The organism is Lachnotalea glycerini (assembly GCF_003201285.1).
In the GTDB taxonomy this organism is placed as follows: Bacteria; Bacillota; Clostridia; order Lachnospirales; family Lachnospiraceae; genus Lachnotalea; species Lachnotalea glycerini.
Genome location: NZ_QICS01000001.1, coordinates 46107 through 65263, shown reverse-complemented (window position 1 = coordinate 65263; position 19157 = coordinate 46107). Strand labels below are relative to the sequence as shown.

17 protein-coding genes are annotated in these 19157 nt (G+C 33.9%); 2 read left to right on the top strand and 15 right to left on the bottom strand.

Features of this window, described 5'->3' with window-relative positions:
- Positions 1 to 14: 14 nt before the first annotated feature.
- From rsmD to C8E03_RS00270, 3 genes are read right to left on the bottom strand one after another with little or no spacing between them, the layout of a single operon-like run.
- Positions 15 to 599, bottom strand: coding sequence for a 16S rRNA (guanine(966)-N(2))-methyltransferase RsmD (rsmD, locus tag C8E03_RS00280; protein ID WP_330410686.1), 585 nt, complete (start codon positions 597 to 599; stop codon positions 15 to 17).
- Positions 586 to 1479 (bottom strand): DUF3298 and DUF4163 domain-containing protein, encoded by an 894-nt coding sequence (locus C8E03_RS00275; RefSeq protein ID WP_170122844.1) that lies wholly within the window; start codon positions 1477 to 1479, stop codon positions 586 to 588. The genes rsmD and C8E03_RS00275 overlap by 14 nt, the downstream gene beginning before the upstream one ends.
- 34 nt (positions 1480 to 1513) lie before the next feature.
- Entirely contained in the window at positions 1514 to 2194 is a 681-nt protein-coding gene (locus C8E03_RS00270) for a TraX family protein (protein ID WP_094377339.1), read from the bottom strand.
- A 480-nt stretch (positions 2195 to 2674) separates the two neighbouring features.
- Here C8E03_RS00270 and C8E03_RS00265 point away from each other — a divergent pair, with 480 nt between their 5' ends.
- On the top strand, positions 2675 to 2881 hold the full coding sequence (locus C8E03_RS00265) for an alpha/beta-type small acid-soluble spore protein (RefSeq protein WP_094377340.1): 207 nt from the start codon (positions 2675 to 2677) through the stop codon (positions 2879 to 2881).
- A 124-nt stretch (positions 2882 to 3005) separates the two neighbouring features.
- Here C8E03_RS00265 and C8E03_RS00260 read toward each other — a convergent pair whose 3' ends face one another.
- From C8E03_RS00260 to C8E03_RS00235, 6 genes are all read right to left on the bottom strand, one after another.
- On the bottom strand, positions 3006 to 4478 hold the full coding sequence (locus tag C8E03_RS00260; RefSeq protein WP_170122843.1) for an alpha-L-fucosidase: 1473 nt from the start codon (positions 4476 to 4478) through the stop codon (positions 3006 to 3008).
- 235 nt (positions 4479 to 4713) lie between these two features.
- A complete protein-coding gene (locus tag C8E03_RS00255) occupies positions 4714 to 6951 on the bottom strand; it encodes a DNA gyrase/topoisomerase IV subunit A (protein ID WP_094377325.1) in 2238 nt (745 codons plus the stop codon).
- A 23-nt stretch (positions 6952 to 6974) separates the two neighbouring features.
- A complete protein-coding gene (locus tag C8E03_RS00250; protein ID WP_110289945.1) occupies positions 6975 to 8897 on the bottom strand; it encodes a DNA gyrase/topoisomerase IV subunit B in 1923 nt (640 codons plus the stop codon).
- A gap of 48 nt (positions 8898 to 8945) precedes the next feature.
- Positions 8946 to 11003, bottom strand: coding sequence for an ATP-dependent DNA helicase RecG (recG, locus tag C8E03_RS00245; RefSeq protein ID WP_110289944.1), 2058 nt, complete (start codon positions 11001 to 11003; stop codon positions 8946 to 8948).
- 209 nt (positions 11004 to 11212) lie between these two features.
- Positions 11213 to 12877, bottom strand: a complete 1665-nt coding sequence (locus tag C8E03_RS00240; RefSeq protein ID WP_110289943.1) for a DAK2 domain-containing protein — start codon at positions 12875 to 12877, stop codon at positions 11213 to 11215.
- Positions 12878 to 12895: 18 nt separating this feature from the next.
- A complete protein-coding gene (locus tag C8E03_RS00235; protein WP_094377341.1) occupies positions 12896 to 13252 on the bottom strand; it encodes an Asp23/Gls24 family envelope stress response protein in 357 nt (118 codons plus the stop codon).
- A gap of 282 nt (positions 13253 to 13534) precedes the next feature.
- On the opposite strand from C8E03_RS00235, the gene rpmB reads away from it, so the two are divergent.
- On the top strand, positions 13535 to 13723 hold the full coding sequence (rpmB, locus tag C8E03_RS00230; protein WP_094377329.1) for a 50S ribosomal protein L28: 189 nt from the start codon (positions 13535 to 13537) through the stop codon (positions 13721 to 13723).
- Positions 13724 to 14047: 324 nt separating this feature from the next.
- Here the strand turns inward: rpmB and coaBC are convergent, their stop codons facing one another.
- From coaBC to C8E03_RS00195, 6 genes are all read right to left on the bottom strand, one after another.
- Positions 14048 to 15241 carry a bifunctional phosphopantothenoylcysteine decarboxylase/phosphopantothenate--cysteine ligase CoaBC gene (gene coaBC / locus C8E03_RS00225; protein ID WP_110289942.1) on the bottom strand — a complete coding sequence of 398 codons (1194 nt, stop codon included), beginning with the start codon at positions 15239 to 15241 and terminating at the stop codon, positions 14048 to 14050.
- A gap of 12 nt (positions 15242 to 15253) precedes the next feature.
- Positions 15254 to 15646, bottom strand: coding sequence for an aspartate 1-decarboxylase (gene panD, locus C8E03_RS00220; RefSeq protein WP_094377331.1), 393 nt, complete (start codon positions 15644 to 15646; stop codon positions 15254 to 15256).
- Between the two features lie 13 nt (positions 15647 to 15659).
- Positions 15660 to 16505, bottom strand: a complete 846-nt coding sequence (gene panC, locus C8E03_RS00215; RefSeq protein WP_110289941.1) for a pantoate--beta-alanine ligase — start codon at positions 16503 to 16505, stop codon at positions 15660 to 15662.
- A gap of 24 nt (positions 16506 to 16529) precedes the next feature.
- The gene (panB, locus tag C8E03_RS00210; protein WP_094377333.1) at positions 16530 to 17357 is read right to left on the bottom strand and encodes a 3-methyl-2-oxobutanoate hydroxymethyltransferase; all 828 of its coding nucleotides are present in this window, start codon (positions 17355 to 17357) and stop codon (positions 16530 to 16532) included.
- Between the two features lie 305 nt (positions 17358 to 17662).
- On the bottom strand, positions 17663 to 18076 hold the full coding sequence (locus tag C8E03_RS00200; RefSeq protein ID WP_094377335.1) for a GerW family sporulation protein: 414 nt from the start codon (positions 18074 to 18076) through the stop codon (positions 17663 to 17665).
- Positions 18077 to 18087: 11 nt separating this feature from the next.
- A complete protein-coding gene (locus C8E03_RS00195) occupies positions 18088 to 19152 on the bottom strand; it encodes a DUF2953 domain-containing protein (RefSeq protein ID WP_110289939.1) in 1065 nt (354 codons plus the stop codon).
- Positions 19153 to 19157 lie beyond the last annotated feature (5 nt).

Sequence of the window (19157 nt, the reverse complement as noted above, 5' to 3'; positions counted from 1 at the left end):
CTCTTTTCTAGTCTTTACTGCATTTGGAGAAACAAATGCATATTCGTCTTGTATTCTTTTCTCTTTATAATCTGAAATCCCAAATTTTCTAAATAGTCAAACTTTGTTTCCAAAGATGCTTCTACAATTATAACACTATCGCTGTCAATAAGTGAAGAATTTTTTAAATATTCAAGAACCTGTTTTTCTAAAAAAACATGATATGGCGGATCCATAAAAACATACTCAAAATGGTAATTTCCTTCCAATCGCATTAATGCAGGTATTACATTTTGGCAAATCACCTTACTCTTATCCTTCAACTTTGTAAGTTCCAAATTTTGTTCAATACAAGAAACAGCACCTTTATTACTTTCAACAAATATTGCCTGCTTTGCACCTCTGCTTAACGCTTCTATTCCCATTTGTCCACTCCCTGCAAATAAATCCAAAAAGCAAATATCCGTTAAATAAGAATGAATCATATTAAACAATGTTTCTTTTATTCTGTCACTAGTAGGTCTTGTATCCATTCCCGGTATTGTCTTTAAATTAATTCTCCTTGCCTGTCCTGCTATTACTCTCACTTTATTCTCCCTTTCATTTTTAGTCTTTTTGATTCAATTCTAATTTAAAAATACTCTCCGAATTTAAAGGAATACTTGTGCTAAATGTTCCTTCATAATAAGGAGCAATCATATTTGGATTATAAAAAAAATAAATATTATTTTCCTCAAGATAAAATTCAACATATTGTGTATTAGCCATCAATTCTTCCTTGTATTGATTTTTTAAATTCTCTGTAATATTGTCAGAATTTAAAAATGCCTGTCCTATAATTTGTGCCGCTTCTTCCTGCGTTCCAATAAAAATATCACTTATATTCAGGCGCTCTCCTGAATTAAGATCAAAGACATAGCCTGTAGAGAAAGTATTTTTATTTTCTGCACTATAACTTTCACTAAAATTTTGTAAAACAGAGAAAAGTCCATTTTCGTTATATTTGATGTCTATCATTACAAAATACTCGCTGTAATATTCTCTCACCGTATTATTAATCAAAGTCTCCTCTGTCATTGCCTCCACATTATCAAGAGCATACGTATTATTCTCTTCATACAACGCCTGTGCTGACTCTTGAAAAAAGTTATTGATTTCCTTTATGCTTTCATTATCTGTATCATTTTTTATGACAGGATATTGAATCTTAACATGAGATACAATTTCATTCTGATTTTCATATTGGCTTTCCAGTGTTTCTATCGTTACGTCTACTGATTCTAATTTACTTATTTCTTTGGAGCTTTTTGTATCCGTCAGATTTTCATCTGACGCAGCTTTCTCATCCTCTGCTGTCATTGTACTTTCATCTTCAGATTCATTTGTATTTTCCAAATCAGTTTGTGGATTATCAACATTTTCAATCACCTCTTGATCTACAGTGGTAGAGCATCCAGTTAACATCATACATGTAATCATACATATAATAAGCCTTTTCATACTAAACCTTCCTCCATTACTCCCTATTTCCAAATTATAGTAATCTTGAAATAGCATAAATCAATAATAAATGTACAGGATAAAATAAATAGAAGAAATACTTCATTTTAAGTCCTCTTTCACCATTGTATAGTGTAATCGGAATAAACGCAATTGGTGCCGTAATTTCCCACGCAATAGCGAGTGAGCATACAAAATTTCTTAGTTTAATATTATCATGAAGCATATATAATAACACTATAAAAACAACACCAAATCCAGCGTAATCTGTATTTAAAATATATGAAACATAAAAGCCTGCAAACATACACACCAATCTAAGTAAGCTGCTGCAATTGAAATGATCAATTGCAACTAAAGTAATAAGACCTATCAACAAGGTAAAAAAAACATTTTGATGTGTTGTTATAAATACTGTATGATAAAATGCCAAGTCAAAAGGAATCTCAGAAATAATTGCAAATATAAATAATCGAATTGCATATTTCTTAACATTACTCGTATGTAAATAACCCTCAACCAATAGAAAACAAAAAATAGGAAATGCGATTCGACCTATATACCTAAAAACATAATACGTGTAATGCAAAGAAGATTGACTTTCTAAACATCCAGGCAAATTCTCCAATATACCAGCTCCGATATGATCAATAAGCATTGTTATAATAGCAATGACTTTGAGCGAACTGCCGCTTAATTGTTTTTTCTTACTCATTATTTCCACTATGTTATCCCCTCCAAAATTAATTGCTTTTATATCCTAACACTATGCGTCGAAACATACAACTGTTTTAACCTATTAAATGATGTTGGGGTTCCAAAGTCATGTTTTTCATGCAAGTATAAAACGTATGACTTTTTGACCCCAGTATCATAATATCTGAGTAAAACAATTCTATCCTAATTATACTATATTATAAAATAAATTGTTAAGCATATTATATCATTTTAAAGAAATAAGTGAACGCTTTTTTCACATTTTAAACTCATTTGAAAATATTGTAAAAAATTGAAACAACTTCTAGTTTATTGCTTTTTGATTTGCACATAATATGATTGTAACCACTTAACAAATTCAATCAAATTAAATAATTTGTTAGGTTAACAAAAATCAATTAACTTTCGTTTGGTAATATAAGTATTGTAAAACACAGTGTTGATATTACCAATATGGCGAAAGCAAAATGGAGGTCTTATTATGACAAGTTCAAGTAATTCTGCATCAGTACCTGAAGCAAAAAGTGCATTAAACAAATTCAAGTATGAAGTAGCAAACGAATTAGGTGTTCCATTAACAGATGGATATAATGGTAACCTTACTTCAAAACAAAATGGTTCTGTAGGTGGTTACATGGTTAAGAAAATGATAGAAGAGCAAGAAAAACAGATGGCTGGTAAATAAGCATTTATTTTAAATGACAGATATCATTTATTAATCAAAGCAGCATAGAAAAAGGGGTAAAGTCTTTATGGCTTTACCTCTTTTTTTATGCTGTTAAAAAATAATATTTTAATATATTTATGAATTATGCTTTTAGGTTAACTTTCATAGCATACGCACTCTTTAATCTTAAGTTCCAGTCTAATGGTAGATTGATTTCTAAGCCTGATTGTGTCTGCTTATATTCCAATCTTGTGTTACCGTCCAATAAAATGATTTCACATACGTTTTGAATATCTAGAACATCGCTTTTTAGTGTTTGAATACATAGAGTATCCTTTGTCGGTTTAACCAAAGGTAAAATGTAAAAGGTTGAATCACTTTTACTTTTTGTAAAGCGAATGTCTCCTTCCGTAAATTCTAAGCCTGAATCCGAATAATAGCTTCCTGGGATCGTTACACCTTCTCCAAACTTAATCCACGGCCTCGTATTATATATGGCTTCTCCATTAATATTTAACCATTCTCCTATTTCAAGTAAAATCTGCTTCACTTCTTCCGATATACTTCCATCTGCCTTGGGTCCAATATTTAATAGCAGATTTCCGTTTTTACTTACAATATCAATTAGTGACGAAATAAAGAAATCTGCATTTCGATAAATATCTTCTTCGATATAGCCCCAAGATTTTGCACTGATCGATGTATCCGTCTGCCAAGGAAGCGTACGAATGTCTTTAAGCTGCCCGCGTTCCACATCAAGAACAGCTTCTCCCTCTTCAAAAGCTCCAAACTTATAGAAAAACAGTACTCCATTTGGATTATTTTCCAATGCAGAATTATAATAATGTGCTGCAAATTCTTTTTTTACAAACTGAAATGTATTATTAGAAAGTGCTGCATCAAAATAAGTCATATCAGGATGATACTTATCTATTATTTCATTTGTCATTGAAAGCCATCTTTCAGCCTCTTCCTCTTTTGTCAAATGTGATCCATATAACATTCTGGTTTCATATGGATCATTTTCTTTGTCAGGGTTGGTATCATACTCATCCATATGTGGAATCCACGTAGCGTTCTCAGCTAAATGATTGGATATGCCAAAATACATTCCCTTCCTCTTTGCCGCTTCTTTGAGTTCTTTAATCAAATCCCTGCCCTGCCCATTTGTAACCTTCCAGCCAAATTTATCAGTACCCAAGCCTTTATTCACGCTGTTCCACGGAGTGATGTCCGATTGATACAGGGCAAATGAATCATGATGAATTCCAACAGGCATAACATATTTTGCTCCGGCCTTTTCAAATAAATCAATCCATTCATCAGGATTGTAATTTGTGATATCCCACATGTCAATGAAATTCTTATACCCAAAAATTTCTAAAGGACCATATTTTTTAATGTGATGCTCTTTTATAGTAGGCTTACCCTTATCATAGCCTTGCGTCATTGCCCAATGTTTATCCCCATTGTACATTGCTCTTGCATACCACTCGTCTCCATAAGCCGGAATAGAATAAATTCCCCAATGTATAAATATTCCAAACTTTGCATCTTGAAACCACTCTGGTACACCGTTTTGTTTTAAAACCTCTGATTCTGTTGTATAATGCATAGCAGCAGTCATCCCCTTTTTTTATTATCTATTACTAGGTTCAAAGGCATGTGTTTCATGTTTACATGTAAAAGCATGCCTTTGAAACCCGCAAAACATGAGAAAGTAGCCCTATAGGGCTGATTTTAAATACTTTTAGGATTGTGAAAACATAACGTGCCAAACAATCCACAGGCAGCAGAAGGCAAAATATCTTTGACCCCAACATCATTATATTAAGATAGTAATAGCTGCCTTATACCCTGGCTTTCGTTCCTTTCGTATCGCGACCTGCTATTTTAAGCCGGTTTAAAGAAATTTCTTTTTCCTTATACGTAATATTAATAGATGTGTTTTCATAAAATTTATATATTTCTTCAATATAATCATCCTTGCCTAGCTTAATTCCCCTAACTCCAATTGCGCCTCGCTTCTTTTGTGGAATTTCTTCAGACATAAATCTAAGGAATACGCCCTTATACGTTTGTATTACAATATTTTGATTTCCATCCATAATATCAATAGAAATCAGCTCATCTTCCTCGTTAAGTTTTGTAGCTGAAATGGTGCGTTTTGCAACATCAAATTCATTTGCGTCCACTTGCTTCATCATTCCCATTTTAGTAGTAAATAACAATTGCCTGTTTTTGATATTACCTAAGCTTGTTACGTAAATCAGATTTTCTTCACTACTGTTATAATTACACGCATTATCAATGGGAATGCCTTTATCTCTAAATTTCCCAAATGGCAGATCGATTATTTTTACACTGTGAAGCATTCCCTTATCTGTAAAAATACATATTTTATCAGTATTCATACAGGTAAACACATATCGGTTTTCACTCAAAACAGCTTCCTTATTTCGTTCAAATGCTGCAGTATCAATTGTTTTCGTATAGCCGAAACGATCCATTAAAAAAATAACTTCCTGCTCTTCAATTTTCTTTTCCTCGTATACTGCTTCTGCCGCATTTTCAATCACTGTTTTTCTTGGAACTGCATATTCTTTTTTAATTGCTTCAAGTTCTTTTTTAATAACCTTAAGCATGATCGAACGATTGCTAAGAATATCCTCATAAAGAGCAATATTTTTAAGTGTAGCTTCATGTTCCTTTATAAGAGCTTCTATTTCTAAACCTATCAGCTTATATAATCTCATTTCTAAAATAGCGCTTGCCTGCCTTTGGGTAAAACATAGTTTGCCTGCACTTTTTTCAGAAGCCTTACTCTTAAACTTAATATTAGCGGTATTTCCATTTATAAGACAGTCCTTAGCGTCCTTAATATTTTTACTTCCTCTTAATATTTCTATAATTAAATCTATGACATCACAGGCTGTAATAAGACCTTCTTGTACTTCTTTTTTATCCAATTCTCTGGCTAATAACGTTTTATACTTTCTTGTTGTAAGCTCTATCTGAAATTCTACATTTCTCTTAATAATTTCCTTAAGACCCATTGTCTCAGGTTTATTATCTGCCACAGCGAGCATGTTTACCCCAAAGGTATCCTCCAGCTTAGTCTTTTTGTATAGCATGTTAAGAAGATGTTCAACATCTGAATTTTTCCTCAGATCCAATACAATTCGTATTCCGTCCTTTGAGGATTGATTAGATATATCAACGATTTCATTTGCCTTTTTGCTTTCAACCAAAGTGCATATATCATTTAGGAATTTGCCTATATTTGCACCAATCATAGGATATGGTATTTCCGTTATGATAAGCTTATCCTTACCGTTTTTACTAGATTCTGTTTTTACCGTGCCTCGTATTTTAATCTTTCCCTGCCCGGTTTCATAAATGGATAGAAGCTCATCCTTATTCACAACACGGCCTCCTGTGGGAAAATCCGGTCCTTTAATATATTTCATCAACTCCTTGGTTGTAATATCAGGTTTTGATATATAAGCTTGCACACCCTCAATAACCTCCCCTAAATTATGAGGAGGAATATTGGTTGCCATTCCAACGGCTATGCCGTCTGCACCATTAATTAACAAATTAGGTATCTTTACCGGTAAAACCGCCGGTTCTTTTTCCGTTTCATCAAAATTAGGAATAAAATCTACAACATCCTTATCCAAATCACCTAAATAGGCCTCTTGCGTCACTTTCTGAAGACGAGCCTCTGTGTAACGCATTGCAGCCGCACCATCACCCTCTATAGAACCAAAATTACCATGTCCGTCAACTAACGGTAATCCCTTTTTAAAATCCTGCGACATTACTACCAGAGATTCATAAATAGAAGAATCACCATGAGGATGATATTTACCCATGGTATCTCCTACGATACGGGCGCATTTTCTATATGGTTTATCATATTTTATGCCTAGTTCATACATATCATACAAAGTACGCCTTTGTACCGGTTTTAGTCCATCTCTGACATCTGGTAATGCTCTTGCAACAATTACGCTCATGGCATAGTCGATATATGATTTTTGCATGACGTCAGAATATTCTGTTTTTATAATTTGTTCTTCCATAATACTAAATTTCCTCCGCTCTTTTATATATCTAATTCTGCTGTTTGTGCATATTCATATATGAATGCTTTTCTAGGGGGAACTTCACTTCCCATCAGCATTTCTGTTACTTCGGATGCCATTCTTGCATCTTCTATTTCTACAAGCTTTAGCTTTCTTGTTTTAGGATTTAGTGTCGTTTCCCATAATTGCTCTGCATCCATCTCTCCAAGACCCTTGTATCTTTGTAAGGTAAAGGATCCTTTATGCTTTTTTTTGTATTTTTCCAGAGCTTTGTCATCATATAGATATTCTTCTTGTCCTTTTAATGGCATTGCTTTATATAAAGGAGGCATAGCAATATAGACATGACCCTCATAGATCAATTGTGGCATAAAGCGATAAAATAACGTTAATAACAAGGTACAAATATGTGCACCATCTACATCCGCATCCGCCATGATTACAATTTTATTATATTTTAATTTTGTAATATCAAAATCATTTCCATAACCTTCTGAGAAGCCACAACCAAAAGCGTTTATCATTGTCTTAATTTCTGCATTTGCCAACACTTTATCAATACTTGCCTTCTCTACATTCAAAATTTTTCCACGAATCGGAAGAATCGCCTGATAATTTCTATCTCTGGCTGTTTTTGCAGAACCTCCAGCAGAATCTCCTTCCACTATAAATATTTCGCATTTGTCTGACTCCCTGCTTTCACAATTCGCAAGTTTTCCATTGGAATCAAAGGAATATTTTTGTCTGGTTAAAAGATTGGTTTTCGCCTTTTCCTCTGCTTTTCGAATCTTCGCTGCTTTTTCTGCACAGGAAAGAATTGCCTTTAAAGTATCTAAATTCTTGTCTAAATAGCGTGAAAGTTCCTCTCCTGATACCTTGCTCGTCGCTTTAAGTGCATCTTGGTTATCAAGTTTCGTCTTTGTCTGCCCTTCAAATCGAGGCGCTGGATGCTTAATGGATATCACTGCCGTCATTCCATTTCGAATGTCTACTCCTGTAAAATTTGCATCCTTTTCCTTTAACACTCCAAGCTCTCTTGCATAGGAATTCATTACACTTGTAAAAACTGTCTTAAAGCCGGTCAAATGCGTGCCGCCCTCTGCATTATATATATTATTACAAAATCCAAGTACGTTTTCGTGAAATTCATTAACAAACTGTACAGCTCCTTCCACTGTAATTCCTTCCATTTCACCCTTAAAATAAATCGGATCATGCACCTGTTCTTTATTTTTATTCAGATCAAGCACAAAACCAATAATTCCATCTGGTTCGTGATATTCAATATACTCTTTTTCTTCACCACGCCTGTCTTCAAATATTATCGTAAGTGTCGGATTCAGATAAGCAGTCTCATGTAATCTACTTTTCACCTCACTTGCCTGAAATCTTGTCTTTTCAAATATTGTATCATCCGGTAAAAAATTGATCATTGTACCGGTTTCTTTTGTCTTACCAAGTATAGGCAAAAGACCATTGTCCAGCTCTAATGCCGGTATCCCTCTTTCATATCGGTCATGGTGAATATAACCTTCTCTGCTAATCTGTATATCTAAATAAGCAGACAGTGCATTGACTACAGAAGATCCAACACCATGAAGTCCCCCACTCGTTTTATAAACAGAGTCATCAAACTTACCGCCTGCATGCAATGTTGTAAATACAATTCGCTCAGCAGATACTCCCTTTTCATGCATTCCTACCGGAATACCTCGTCCATTATCAGAAATAGTGGCAGAGCCATCTTGCTCTAAAATAACAGTAATTTTATCACAATAACCTGCCAAATGCTCATCCACTGAATTATCTACAATTTCATATACCAGATGATTCAAACCTTTTCTAGACACACTTCCAATGTACATACCAGGTCTTTTTCTTACTGCCTCAAGCCCTTCCAATACAGAAATACTTGAAGCATCATATTTTACTTGCTTTGCCATCTTTTCTTCCTCTCATACCCTGAATAATTTTATTCATTTTCAAAAGTTTTACAGACTTAGATTGCTAAGTCCAAGCTTCATATATTGATCAATCTTTTCCCGTAGCCGCTTGTTTTCAGGCATTTCCAGATTTCTATCCTTGTCTAAAATGACAGTGGCGGCTTCACTTGCATTTTGCAATACAGATGCATCTGTAAATACATCTCCTATTTTAAATTCAAGTAATCCACTCTGCCGGATTCCAAATAAATCGCCAGGTCCTCTAAGTTTTAAATCTTCACTTGCAATAAAAAAGCCGTCATTCGACTTATTTAAAATCTCTAATCTTTTCTTAGAAGCTTTACTGTCGGAACCGTTCACTAAAATGCAATAAGACTGGTGCTTTCCTCGACCGACACGCCCTCTTAGCTGATGAAGCTGAGCCAGTCCAAAGCGTTCAGCATTTTCAATCATCATGACAGTTGCATTTACTACATTTACTCCTACCTCAACTACAGTAGTACTGACAAGCACCTGTATTTCATTAGCCCCGAATTGCTCCATAATATTATTTTTATCTTTTGCTTTCATTTTCCCATGTAAATACTCTATCCGAATATTTGCGGGCAGTTGAGTTTTTAAAAGCTGGGCATATTCCACAACATTTTCTACTTCAATATTCTCACTTTCTTCTACCATAGGGCATATAATATAGGCCTGACGACCGCTTTCCACTTCTTTTTTTATAAACTGATAAGCAGTTTGCCGGTAACCACTATTTACTACACAATTTTTAATAACTTGCCTTTCAGCCGGAAGCTCATCAATAACCGAAACATCCAAATCCCCATATAATATAATAGCAAGAGTTCTTGGTATCGGAGTAGCACTCATAACAAGGACATGTGGATCTTGTCCTTTCTTTGACAATGTTTCCCTTTGCCTTACGCCAAATCGATGCTGTTCGTCGGTCACCACTAACGCTAAGTTCTTATATTGAACCTTTTCCTGAATCAGCGCGTGTGTGCCAACGATAACCTGTGCCTCCCCTTTTTCAATTTGCCGATATACCTCTCTTTTTTCTTTTGCTGTCATTGATCCGGTTAGCAATACCGCTTTATATGGAAATTGATAGAGCATAAAAAGCTCTGTTATTGAATTATACTGTTGCTTTGCAAGCACCTCTGTAGGCACCATAAACGCCCCTTGATAGCCGCAGCTTATGACCATAAGAATACCCAGTATCGCAATAATTGTTTTACCTGAGCCTACATCTCCCTGCACCAGACGGTTCATCACTGTTTCACCTATTAGATCTTGTTCGATTTCATCCCAGACCTTTAATTGAGCATTAGTAAGCCGATATGGCAGCATTTGAATCAGTTTCTGCGTGTCTGATACTTTAAATAACTCAAAATGATTAATTGCTGCCTCTTTCTTTTCTTTTAATTGTCTTATCGCCAAAATAAATAAGAAAAATTCATCAAAAACCAAGCGATTTCTTGCTATAATCAAATCTTCCATATTATTAGGAAAGTGAATATTTTCAACTGCAAAATTATATTCGGCTAAATGAAACTGTTTCCTTATATATTTTGGTAAATACTCTACAACTGTTATGTTTTGCTCCATTGCCTGCCTTACAGCTTTGGTAATTGTATGATTAGTAATTCCTGCAATCAGACTATATTTTGGCTGCATGACTTTTAAAACACTTTTGTATTCCTCCAATTGAAATATTTGAGGCTGCTCCATTGTTAATCTTCCATTTTTGTTATTAATTCTTCCTCTTAAAATCAAGTGGCTTCCCTGCTTTATTGCATTTTTTAAAAAGGGCATATTGTACCACGTAATATTTAATGCTCCGCTTTCATCCTTTATTGCCGTTGTAACAATTGTAAGTGAACGAATCTTCTTTATTTCTATATTTTTAATTATAATCCCTTCTACTGCCACTGTTTCATCTGACTTTATCCCAGAGATTAAAACCGGTTCCTTATAAACATCATAATCTCTAGGATAGTATGATATTAAATCTTCTACCGTATCAATACCTATTTTATGAAATAAAGCACTTGTTTTTTCACCGACACCTTTTAAATTAATAATTAAAGAATCTTGATCCATTGTCCATACACCCTATTGATTTCATTTTATTCGTATTATTAGTTATTATAGTAACAAGATTTATAACGATTCAGCATTCATAATACAAGAAGCGTATCATATTTTCTAATTGACAAAAGAGAGAATCTAAAAACGGATTCTCTCTTTATTTGCCTTTCACTCAAGCTTCTCACTTAAATGTCTCTTCACTTTAAATGTATAATCTATTGCTATTCGACAGAAACAATATAATAATAAATTGGCTGACCGCCGAAATGAATTTCTACTTCACAATTCTTATATTCGTTTGTAATTTCTTCTGCCAACTTGTTTGCAATATCTTCTGAAATATCTTCACCATAATAAATACTGATTAACTCAGACTCATCATCCACTAATTCTTTCAACATATCTTTGGTAACTTTTTCAACTGCACGGCCTACCGTAAGAATAGAATGATCCCCTATTCCCATAATATCGTTTTCTTTGATTTCTTTACCATCTATATTTGTATCTCTAACCGCATAAGTTACCTGACCTGTTTTAACTCTAGCTATCTCTTCAAGCATACTTTTTTCATTATCTTCCACCGATTTATCCAAAACGTAATTAATGACCGCAGTAATACCTTGCGGTACTGTTTTAGTTGGAATAACAATTATATTTTTATCCTCTATCAATTCTTTCGCCTGATTTGCCGCCAAAATAATATTTTTATTATTGGGTAATATAAATATATTATCTGCGTTTACTTTATCAATTGCATTCAACATATCCTCGGTACTCGGATTCATCGTCTGCCCACCTTCAATCAGATAGTCAACTCCTAATTCCTGAAAAATCTCATTGATTCCTTGCCCAATCGAAACTGCAATAAAGCCCACCTCTTTTTTAGGTGTCTTCTCCATTTCCTGAGCCTGAATCTTGGCAAGCTTTTCGGCATCCTTAATTAATCTCTCATGATGTTCCTCACGCATATTATCTATTTTCATACTGGTTAGAGAACCATATGTTAAGCCTTTTTGTATCGCTAAACCAGGATCATTCGTATGTACATGAACCTTAACGATATCTTCATCTGATACTACAACTAATGAATCTCCAATGGAACCTAAAAATTCTTTAAATTCATGCTCCGTATCCATGGTATATTCTTTATTAAGCATAACAATAAATTCTGTGCAATAACCAAATTTAATATCTGCTGTCTCTTCCACAGTTGCCGAACTCTTATTGATAACAAAATGGTTAGAACCTTGTATGGACAAATCAACTTCTTTTCCAAGAAATGCATCAAATCCACCTTTTAAAACCTGCATTAAGCCTTGTCCACCCGAATCAACAACTCCTGCCTGTTTAAGAACAGGTAGCATTTCAGGTGTCTGGCTGAGTATATAATCTCCATGTTCAATTACCTGTCTTATAAATTCTTCTAAATCCTCAACTTCATCTACAATTTCTACGCATTTATCTGCCATCCCCTTAGCAACGGTTAAAATTGTTCCCTCTTTTGGCTTCATAACCGCTTTATAAGCAGTTTCTACAGCCTTAGAAAAAGCATTTGTAATAGTAAATTTATCTATTTCATCATATTCCTTAATTACCTTAGTGAACCCCCTGAAAAGCTGTGAAAGAATAACTCCCGAATTACCTCTGGCGCCTCTTAATGAACCAGAAGAAATAGCCTTTGCCAATTCTGCCATTGATGGATTATTAAGTGTACTCACCTCTCTTGCGGCTGCCATAATTGTCAACGACATATTAGTACCTGTATCCCCATCAGGAACCGGAAATACATTCAACTCATTAATCCATTCCTTCTTAGCCTCTATATTCTTTGCGCCTGCCAAAAACATCTTTGATAGCATTTCGGCATCTATTCTGTTAATTGTCACAATAAGTTCCTCCTTAAATTAATCTATTACACGAACGCCTTCTACAAAGATATTTATTTTATCTACTTCCATACCAGTAAATTCTTCAACCTTGTATTTTACGCTACTCACTAGATTATCTGATACTGTTGATATGCTGACTCCATATGCAACAATAACATGAAAATTTAAAATTAATTTATTCTCAAGAATATCCACTGTTATCCCATGTGTCAAACTATCTCTTCTCAACAGCTTAACTAAACCATCTTTCACATTCACCGCTGCCATTCCCACAATTCCAAAACACTCGACAGCCGTTGAACCTGCATAGTTTGCAATTACTTCTGTATCTATAAGCACTTCGCCATAACTATTATTCATGCGTCCTTTCATCATTACTACCTCCATTTATATTTTCAATCCGAGTTACGAATTATTAACTATAACAATCCGTTCTTATATTCTATGAAGAAATCACAGATATTACCATAACTTAGAATTGCTAAAATAGCAATAGGATATTGATATTATAACCTTTTTTTTACAAAAATGAAATATGTTTTTTGTATTTATAAAAAATTAGTACAATTTCGATAATTTTAATTTAACACTTGCAAAGTATATCCTTATCTGATAAAATAGTTTTGTTATGATTTTATATAAGGAGGTGCTAATATGGCAAAATGTTCAATTTGTGGAAAAGGTGCTCACTTCGGAAACAACGTGAGTCATTCTCATAGAAAAACAAGTAAAATGTGGAAATCTAACGTAAAATCAGTTAGAGTTAATTTAAGTAATGGTGGCGTTAAGAAAATGTACGTGTGTACTTCTTGTTTAAAGTCAGGCTTAGTAGTTCGTGCTTAATTCTATAATAAGAGAAAAGAACTCATATAAAGAGATTTGTATAAACCTTTTTATATGAGTTTTTTTTATCAATATTCTAATTTATTAAATCTATAACAAGAAAGGTTTGCAACTGCTATGAAACTGATAACAACTTTAACAGCAAAATAAATTATATCCTATTAATAATAATATACAAATAATTAATAATCCTAAAAAGCTATTATGGAGTAACAGCATTATAAACATACCAATTGCAATCCAAAAAAGCACAAATCCAATTAATCTTATCATTACTCCAACACCAACGTCTTGTTTCTATATATTATATGCTTATTCCTTCTATTAAATTAACAATTTTAAAATTTCATTAATAATATTTTCCGCCACTTCTTCTTTTGACATAATTGGCAACTCTATTGTAGTATTTTCAGATATAATTGTAACAATATTGGTATCAGTACCAAAACCTGCACCTACCATCTTTAAGTTATTAGCAACTATCATATCAACATTTTTCTTTCTAAGCTTAATCCTTGAATTCTCTATTAAATTTTCTGTCTCCATAGAAAAACCACACACAAATTGATTGCTTTTTTTATTGTTGCCTAAAAATTGTAATATGTCTATTGTTCTGATTAATTCTATCTGCATATCAGCATCCGACTTTTTAATCTTGTGCTCGCTTGTCACTGCCGGTGTATAATCAGCAACTGCTGCGCTCTTTATTATTATATCCATATCCTTATAATTTTCTTTAACAGCTTCAAACATATCTCCGGCGCTTACAGCCTCAATCGTTTTAACAAATAATGGAGGGTTAATATCTGTCTTTCCTGTAATTAGTGTAACCTCAGCACCTCGAAGCATACAATGTTTAGCAATTGCATAACCCATTTTTCCCGTTGAATGATTTGTTATAAATCGAACGGGATCTATACTTTCTTTGGTTGGTCCCGCAGTAACAAGAACTCTTTTGCCTAGCATATCTTTTTCAAAAGCAATTTCTTTTAGAATGTATTCAAATAAAACTTCCGGAGACGGCATTTTCCCTTCTCCTATATCTCCACATGCTAAATATCCACTATCTGCCTTAATGACTTCAAAGCCATATTCTTTTAGCCGATCTGTATTATCCATTACAATTGGATTTGTGTACATATTTGTATTCATTGCAGGTGCAACAATTTTTTTGCATTTACAAGCAAGAACGGTTGTTGTCAGCATATCATCTGCAATTCCATTTGCCATTTTGCCAATAACATTGGCACTGGCCGGAGCAATCAGGCATACATCCGCCTTTTTTGCTAAAGCTACATGTTCCACATTGTATTGAAAATTCCTGTCAAAGGTATCAACCAAACATTGATTACCTGTTAACGATTCAAATGTAATTGGGTTAATAAAATGAGTTGCATTTTTCGTCATAATTACGTTTACATCCGCATGCTGCTTTACAAGCATGCTGGCAAGACTTGCTATTTTATAAGCTGCAATACTTCCTGTCACTCCCAGAATAACTGTCTTATTTTTTAACATAGGCTTTCTCCTCTAATCCATATCAGCTAACTTTCCATGTCTTTCATAATTTGTAACTCTTACAATCTGATTCTCATCATCCATAAACAAGACTTTAGGTCTGTACTTCTTTGCTTCCTCTGCGTCCATATTTGCAAAACTCATAATTATAATATGATCACCGAGTTGAACGCATCTTGCCGCCGCTCCATTCAGGCAAATCATTCCCAAGCCGCGCTCTCCGGCTATTGCATAGGTTTCAAAGCGATTTCCATTTTCAATATCAACAATCTGTACTTTTTCGTATTCCAAAATACCTGCTTCCTCTAACAATTCTTGATCAATTGTAATACTACCAATATAAGAAAGATCTGCCTGCTTTACGACAGCTCTATGTATTTTAGATTTTAGCATTGTAAGATTCATATCACTTCACCTCCTATATTTTCAAGATAAAATTATCAATCAGCCTCGTCTTGCCAATGTAGGAAGCAACCGCCACCAAAACAGTTCCCTCCAGTAACGAGATAGGCTCTATCGTTTCAAAATCTACTACTTCAATATAATCAATTCTGGCAAGTGGTTCTGCTTCAATCACCCTTTGAATAAGATTTTTTACCTTGTCAACACTTTTCTCCCCTTCTGAAATGAGAACTCTACCTTGTGTCAGCGCTCTATTCAATACCGTTGCAGCCTCTCTTTCCTCAACAGAGAGATAGGTGTTTCTAGAGCTTTTGGCAAGACCATCTTCCTCTCTTATGATTGGACAGCCTACTATTTCAATGTCAAAATTTAAATCTCTAACCATTCTTTTAATAACAGCAAGTTGTTGCGCATCTTTTTGTCCGAAATAGGCTCTGTCAGGATTTACAATAAGAAACAGCTTGGAAACTACTGTGCATACACCCCGAAAGTGGGTAGGTCTTGATTTTCCGCACAGCTTATCGGTTAACCCATCCACATTAACATAGGTACATGCAAAAGAATCATACATTTCTTCTGTTTCAGGATGAAAAATCAAATCCGCACCTGCTATGCTGCATACTTCACTATCTCTGTCTATATCTCTTGGATAGCTGCTAAAATCTTCATTGGGTCCAAACTGTGTCGGATTTACAAAAATGCTTACTACTACTTTCTCGTTTTCCTGACAAGCTCTCTTAATCAGACTTTGATGTCCTTGGTGTAAATATCCCATAGTGGGAACAAAGCCCACACTTTTCCCCTCTATTTTCCACTTTTTTACCGTAGTTCTTACCTCTTCTATTGTTTTTACAATTTCCATATGATTGTCCTCTCTTAAATATTGTTAGTAAAGTTTGTTTAAAATGCTATCATCCATTGTAAAGCTATGCTCCATCGCTGGAAATACAGATGTACTTACTTCTTTTCTATATTCAGCAAATGCTTTTTTCATTTCCTCTCCTACATTACCAAACTTCTTAACAAATTTAGGAGTAATATCCGAATACATACCAAGCATATCCTGATATACCAATACCTGACCATCACATCCTGCTCCTGCGCCAATACCAATCGTAGGAATAGAAATTCTTTGTGTAATCAGTTTAGCAAGTGACTCCGGTATACATTCCAAAACCACGGCAAATGCACCTGCCTGTTCCAGTAAAATGGCATCCTCGATTAGCTTCTTAGCTGCCTTTTCATTTTTTCCCTGAACCTTAAAGCCACCAAAAGCGTTGATTGATTGTGGTGTGAGTCCCAAATGCCCCATAACTGGGATTGAAGCTTTCACTATTGCTTCCACCTGAGGCAGCACTTCTCTTCCGCCTTCCAGCTTAACCGCACCTGCCCTGCCCTCTTTCATCAGACGACCTGCATTAACAACTGCATCATAAACAGAAGTCTGATATGACATAAAAGGCATATCTGTTATAACTAATGCATTTTCGCAACCTCTGGAAACTGCTCTGGAATGATGAAGCATATCTTCCATTGTTACTGAAATTGTATCATTATAACCTAAAATAACCATACCCAGTGAATCACCAACTAAAATGGCGTTCACACCTGCTTCATCTATCAACTTGGCAGTTGAATAATCATAAGCAGTGAGCATGGCTATTTTTTGATTATTATTTTTTGCTTCCTGAAAAGTTACTGTTGTATTTTTCATAAAATGACCTCCAAAATTTACTTTGGAGTTGTATTACCAAAACCATTTGATGATTTAACCTTACTTTAAATATAAGATTCTTAAAATAATACCATTTGTATATTATAAAGCCCGGTATTTGAAAGTCTTGTTCCTTAGTATGATACAAGCTCTCACTTTTCTCAATTTGACTTAATACAATTGATTGTATGGTAATGTTTATCATCAGATGCAGTTTCAAAGAATACCGCTCCGTAGAAAGAATAGCACACTGTTTTTCATTTTTCAAGTAGGTGCATCACTTTTAATTAATAGTACAATATGTCTTAGTTATCTTTTTCGTTAACACTGGATTTGATTGCTTCTTCAATATCATTGCTCATGTTCACTTCTTCTTTTTTCGAGCCTCCTGTAAACTTATTGACTAAATCAGGTACCATATCAAGTATTTTAGTAATTCCATCCTGATTTTTAATATTAACAAGCTTTGTATTTCCGTTTTGTATCACTAAAACTGCACTTGGAGACATCTTACCACCCATACCGCCTCCACCGTTATTCTTCTTGCCTTCTTCACTAAATGCTCCTCCCGCAACTCCAAAGGATACATCTATAAGAGGTAATACAATGGTATCTCCCACCTTAATTGCGTCACCTACCACTGTTTTACTTGTAATAAAACTATCCATTCCTTTAAATAGTGAACCCATAGTTGCACTAAAACTATTATCTGCTGACATCTTCGTTCCTCCTATTCCATTATCATTTTATAGCATCGTTTTATATTTTTATCCCGATATAATTTCCATCCAATCCATAATATCTTCGCAAGTGTAATTCTTCCTTTCAGTAATATTTCTCCATCCAATATAGCTACTTCAAAATCAGGAACTATATGAACGTTATTTTTATAAATCGGTATTAATAATCCTAATATTCCCAATATCTGTCCGGTTAAAGCAGGATCTCCGGTTCCGTACTTGAGATTTATTCTGTACTTTTTAGGTTTAACATGCCTAAGTACTTTTATCAATTGCTTTTTACACAATAGAAAAGCCTTTTTATTTTTTTCATCCTGTAATAATTTTTTTATTTCTTCTATCTTATCTTTTGCATTTTTAAATATTAATATAAGTTTTTTTAATAAGTTCTTAAGCTTTTGCTTTGAATTTTTAATCCAGGTTAGCATTTTTAAATACCATTTTGACAAAGGAAAGATATTTTTTTTCTTTTGAAACTTTTCTTTGTGAGCTGTACCGTTTGTATTCAACTCATTATCTGTTAAGACTTTTTTTGTTTTTTCTTTAGCTTCTGTACTTGAATTTACTTCTGTACTTGAATTTACTTTTGTACTTGAATTTACTTTTGTACTTGAATTTACTTTTGTACTTGAATTTACTTCTGTACTATTAGACTTAAATTCTTTTTGAACATCTAAACTACTAACTAATTGTTTGTTTTCCTTTTTCACTATTTCTCTTTTATTCTTTCTGTATATCTTATTGCCGGATTTTTTGAAAGAGAAAATATGTTTTATATTTTGTAAAAATTTTTGAAACGTAACAATTAATATACCAAAAATTCTAAGACTTTTTTTTAATTCATTCTCTTTATAATTGCAGCTAAAATGAATGATATGAAATAGCCATGAAGCACTTACTTTTGCATATACCTTTGATGATTTATTGACATATGCATACACCCGATATCGAATTGGCACAAACAAAACCAGCATTAATAGCAAAAGCAAAACAAGTAATATTGATAATATTACGATACCCACTACTTTTAGTATAACCAATAAAACATGCAGCATATTCC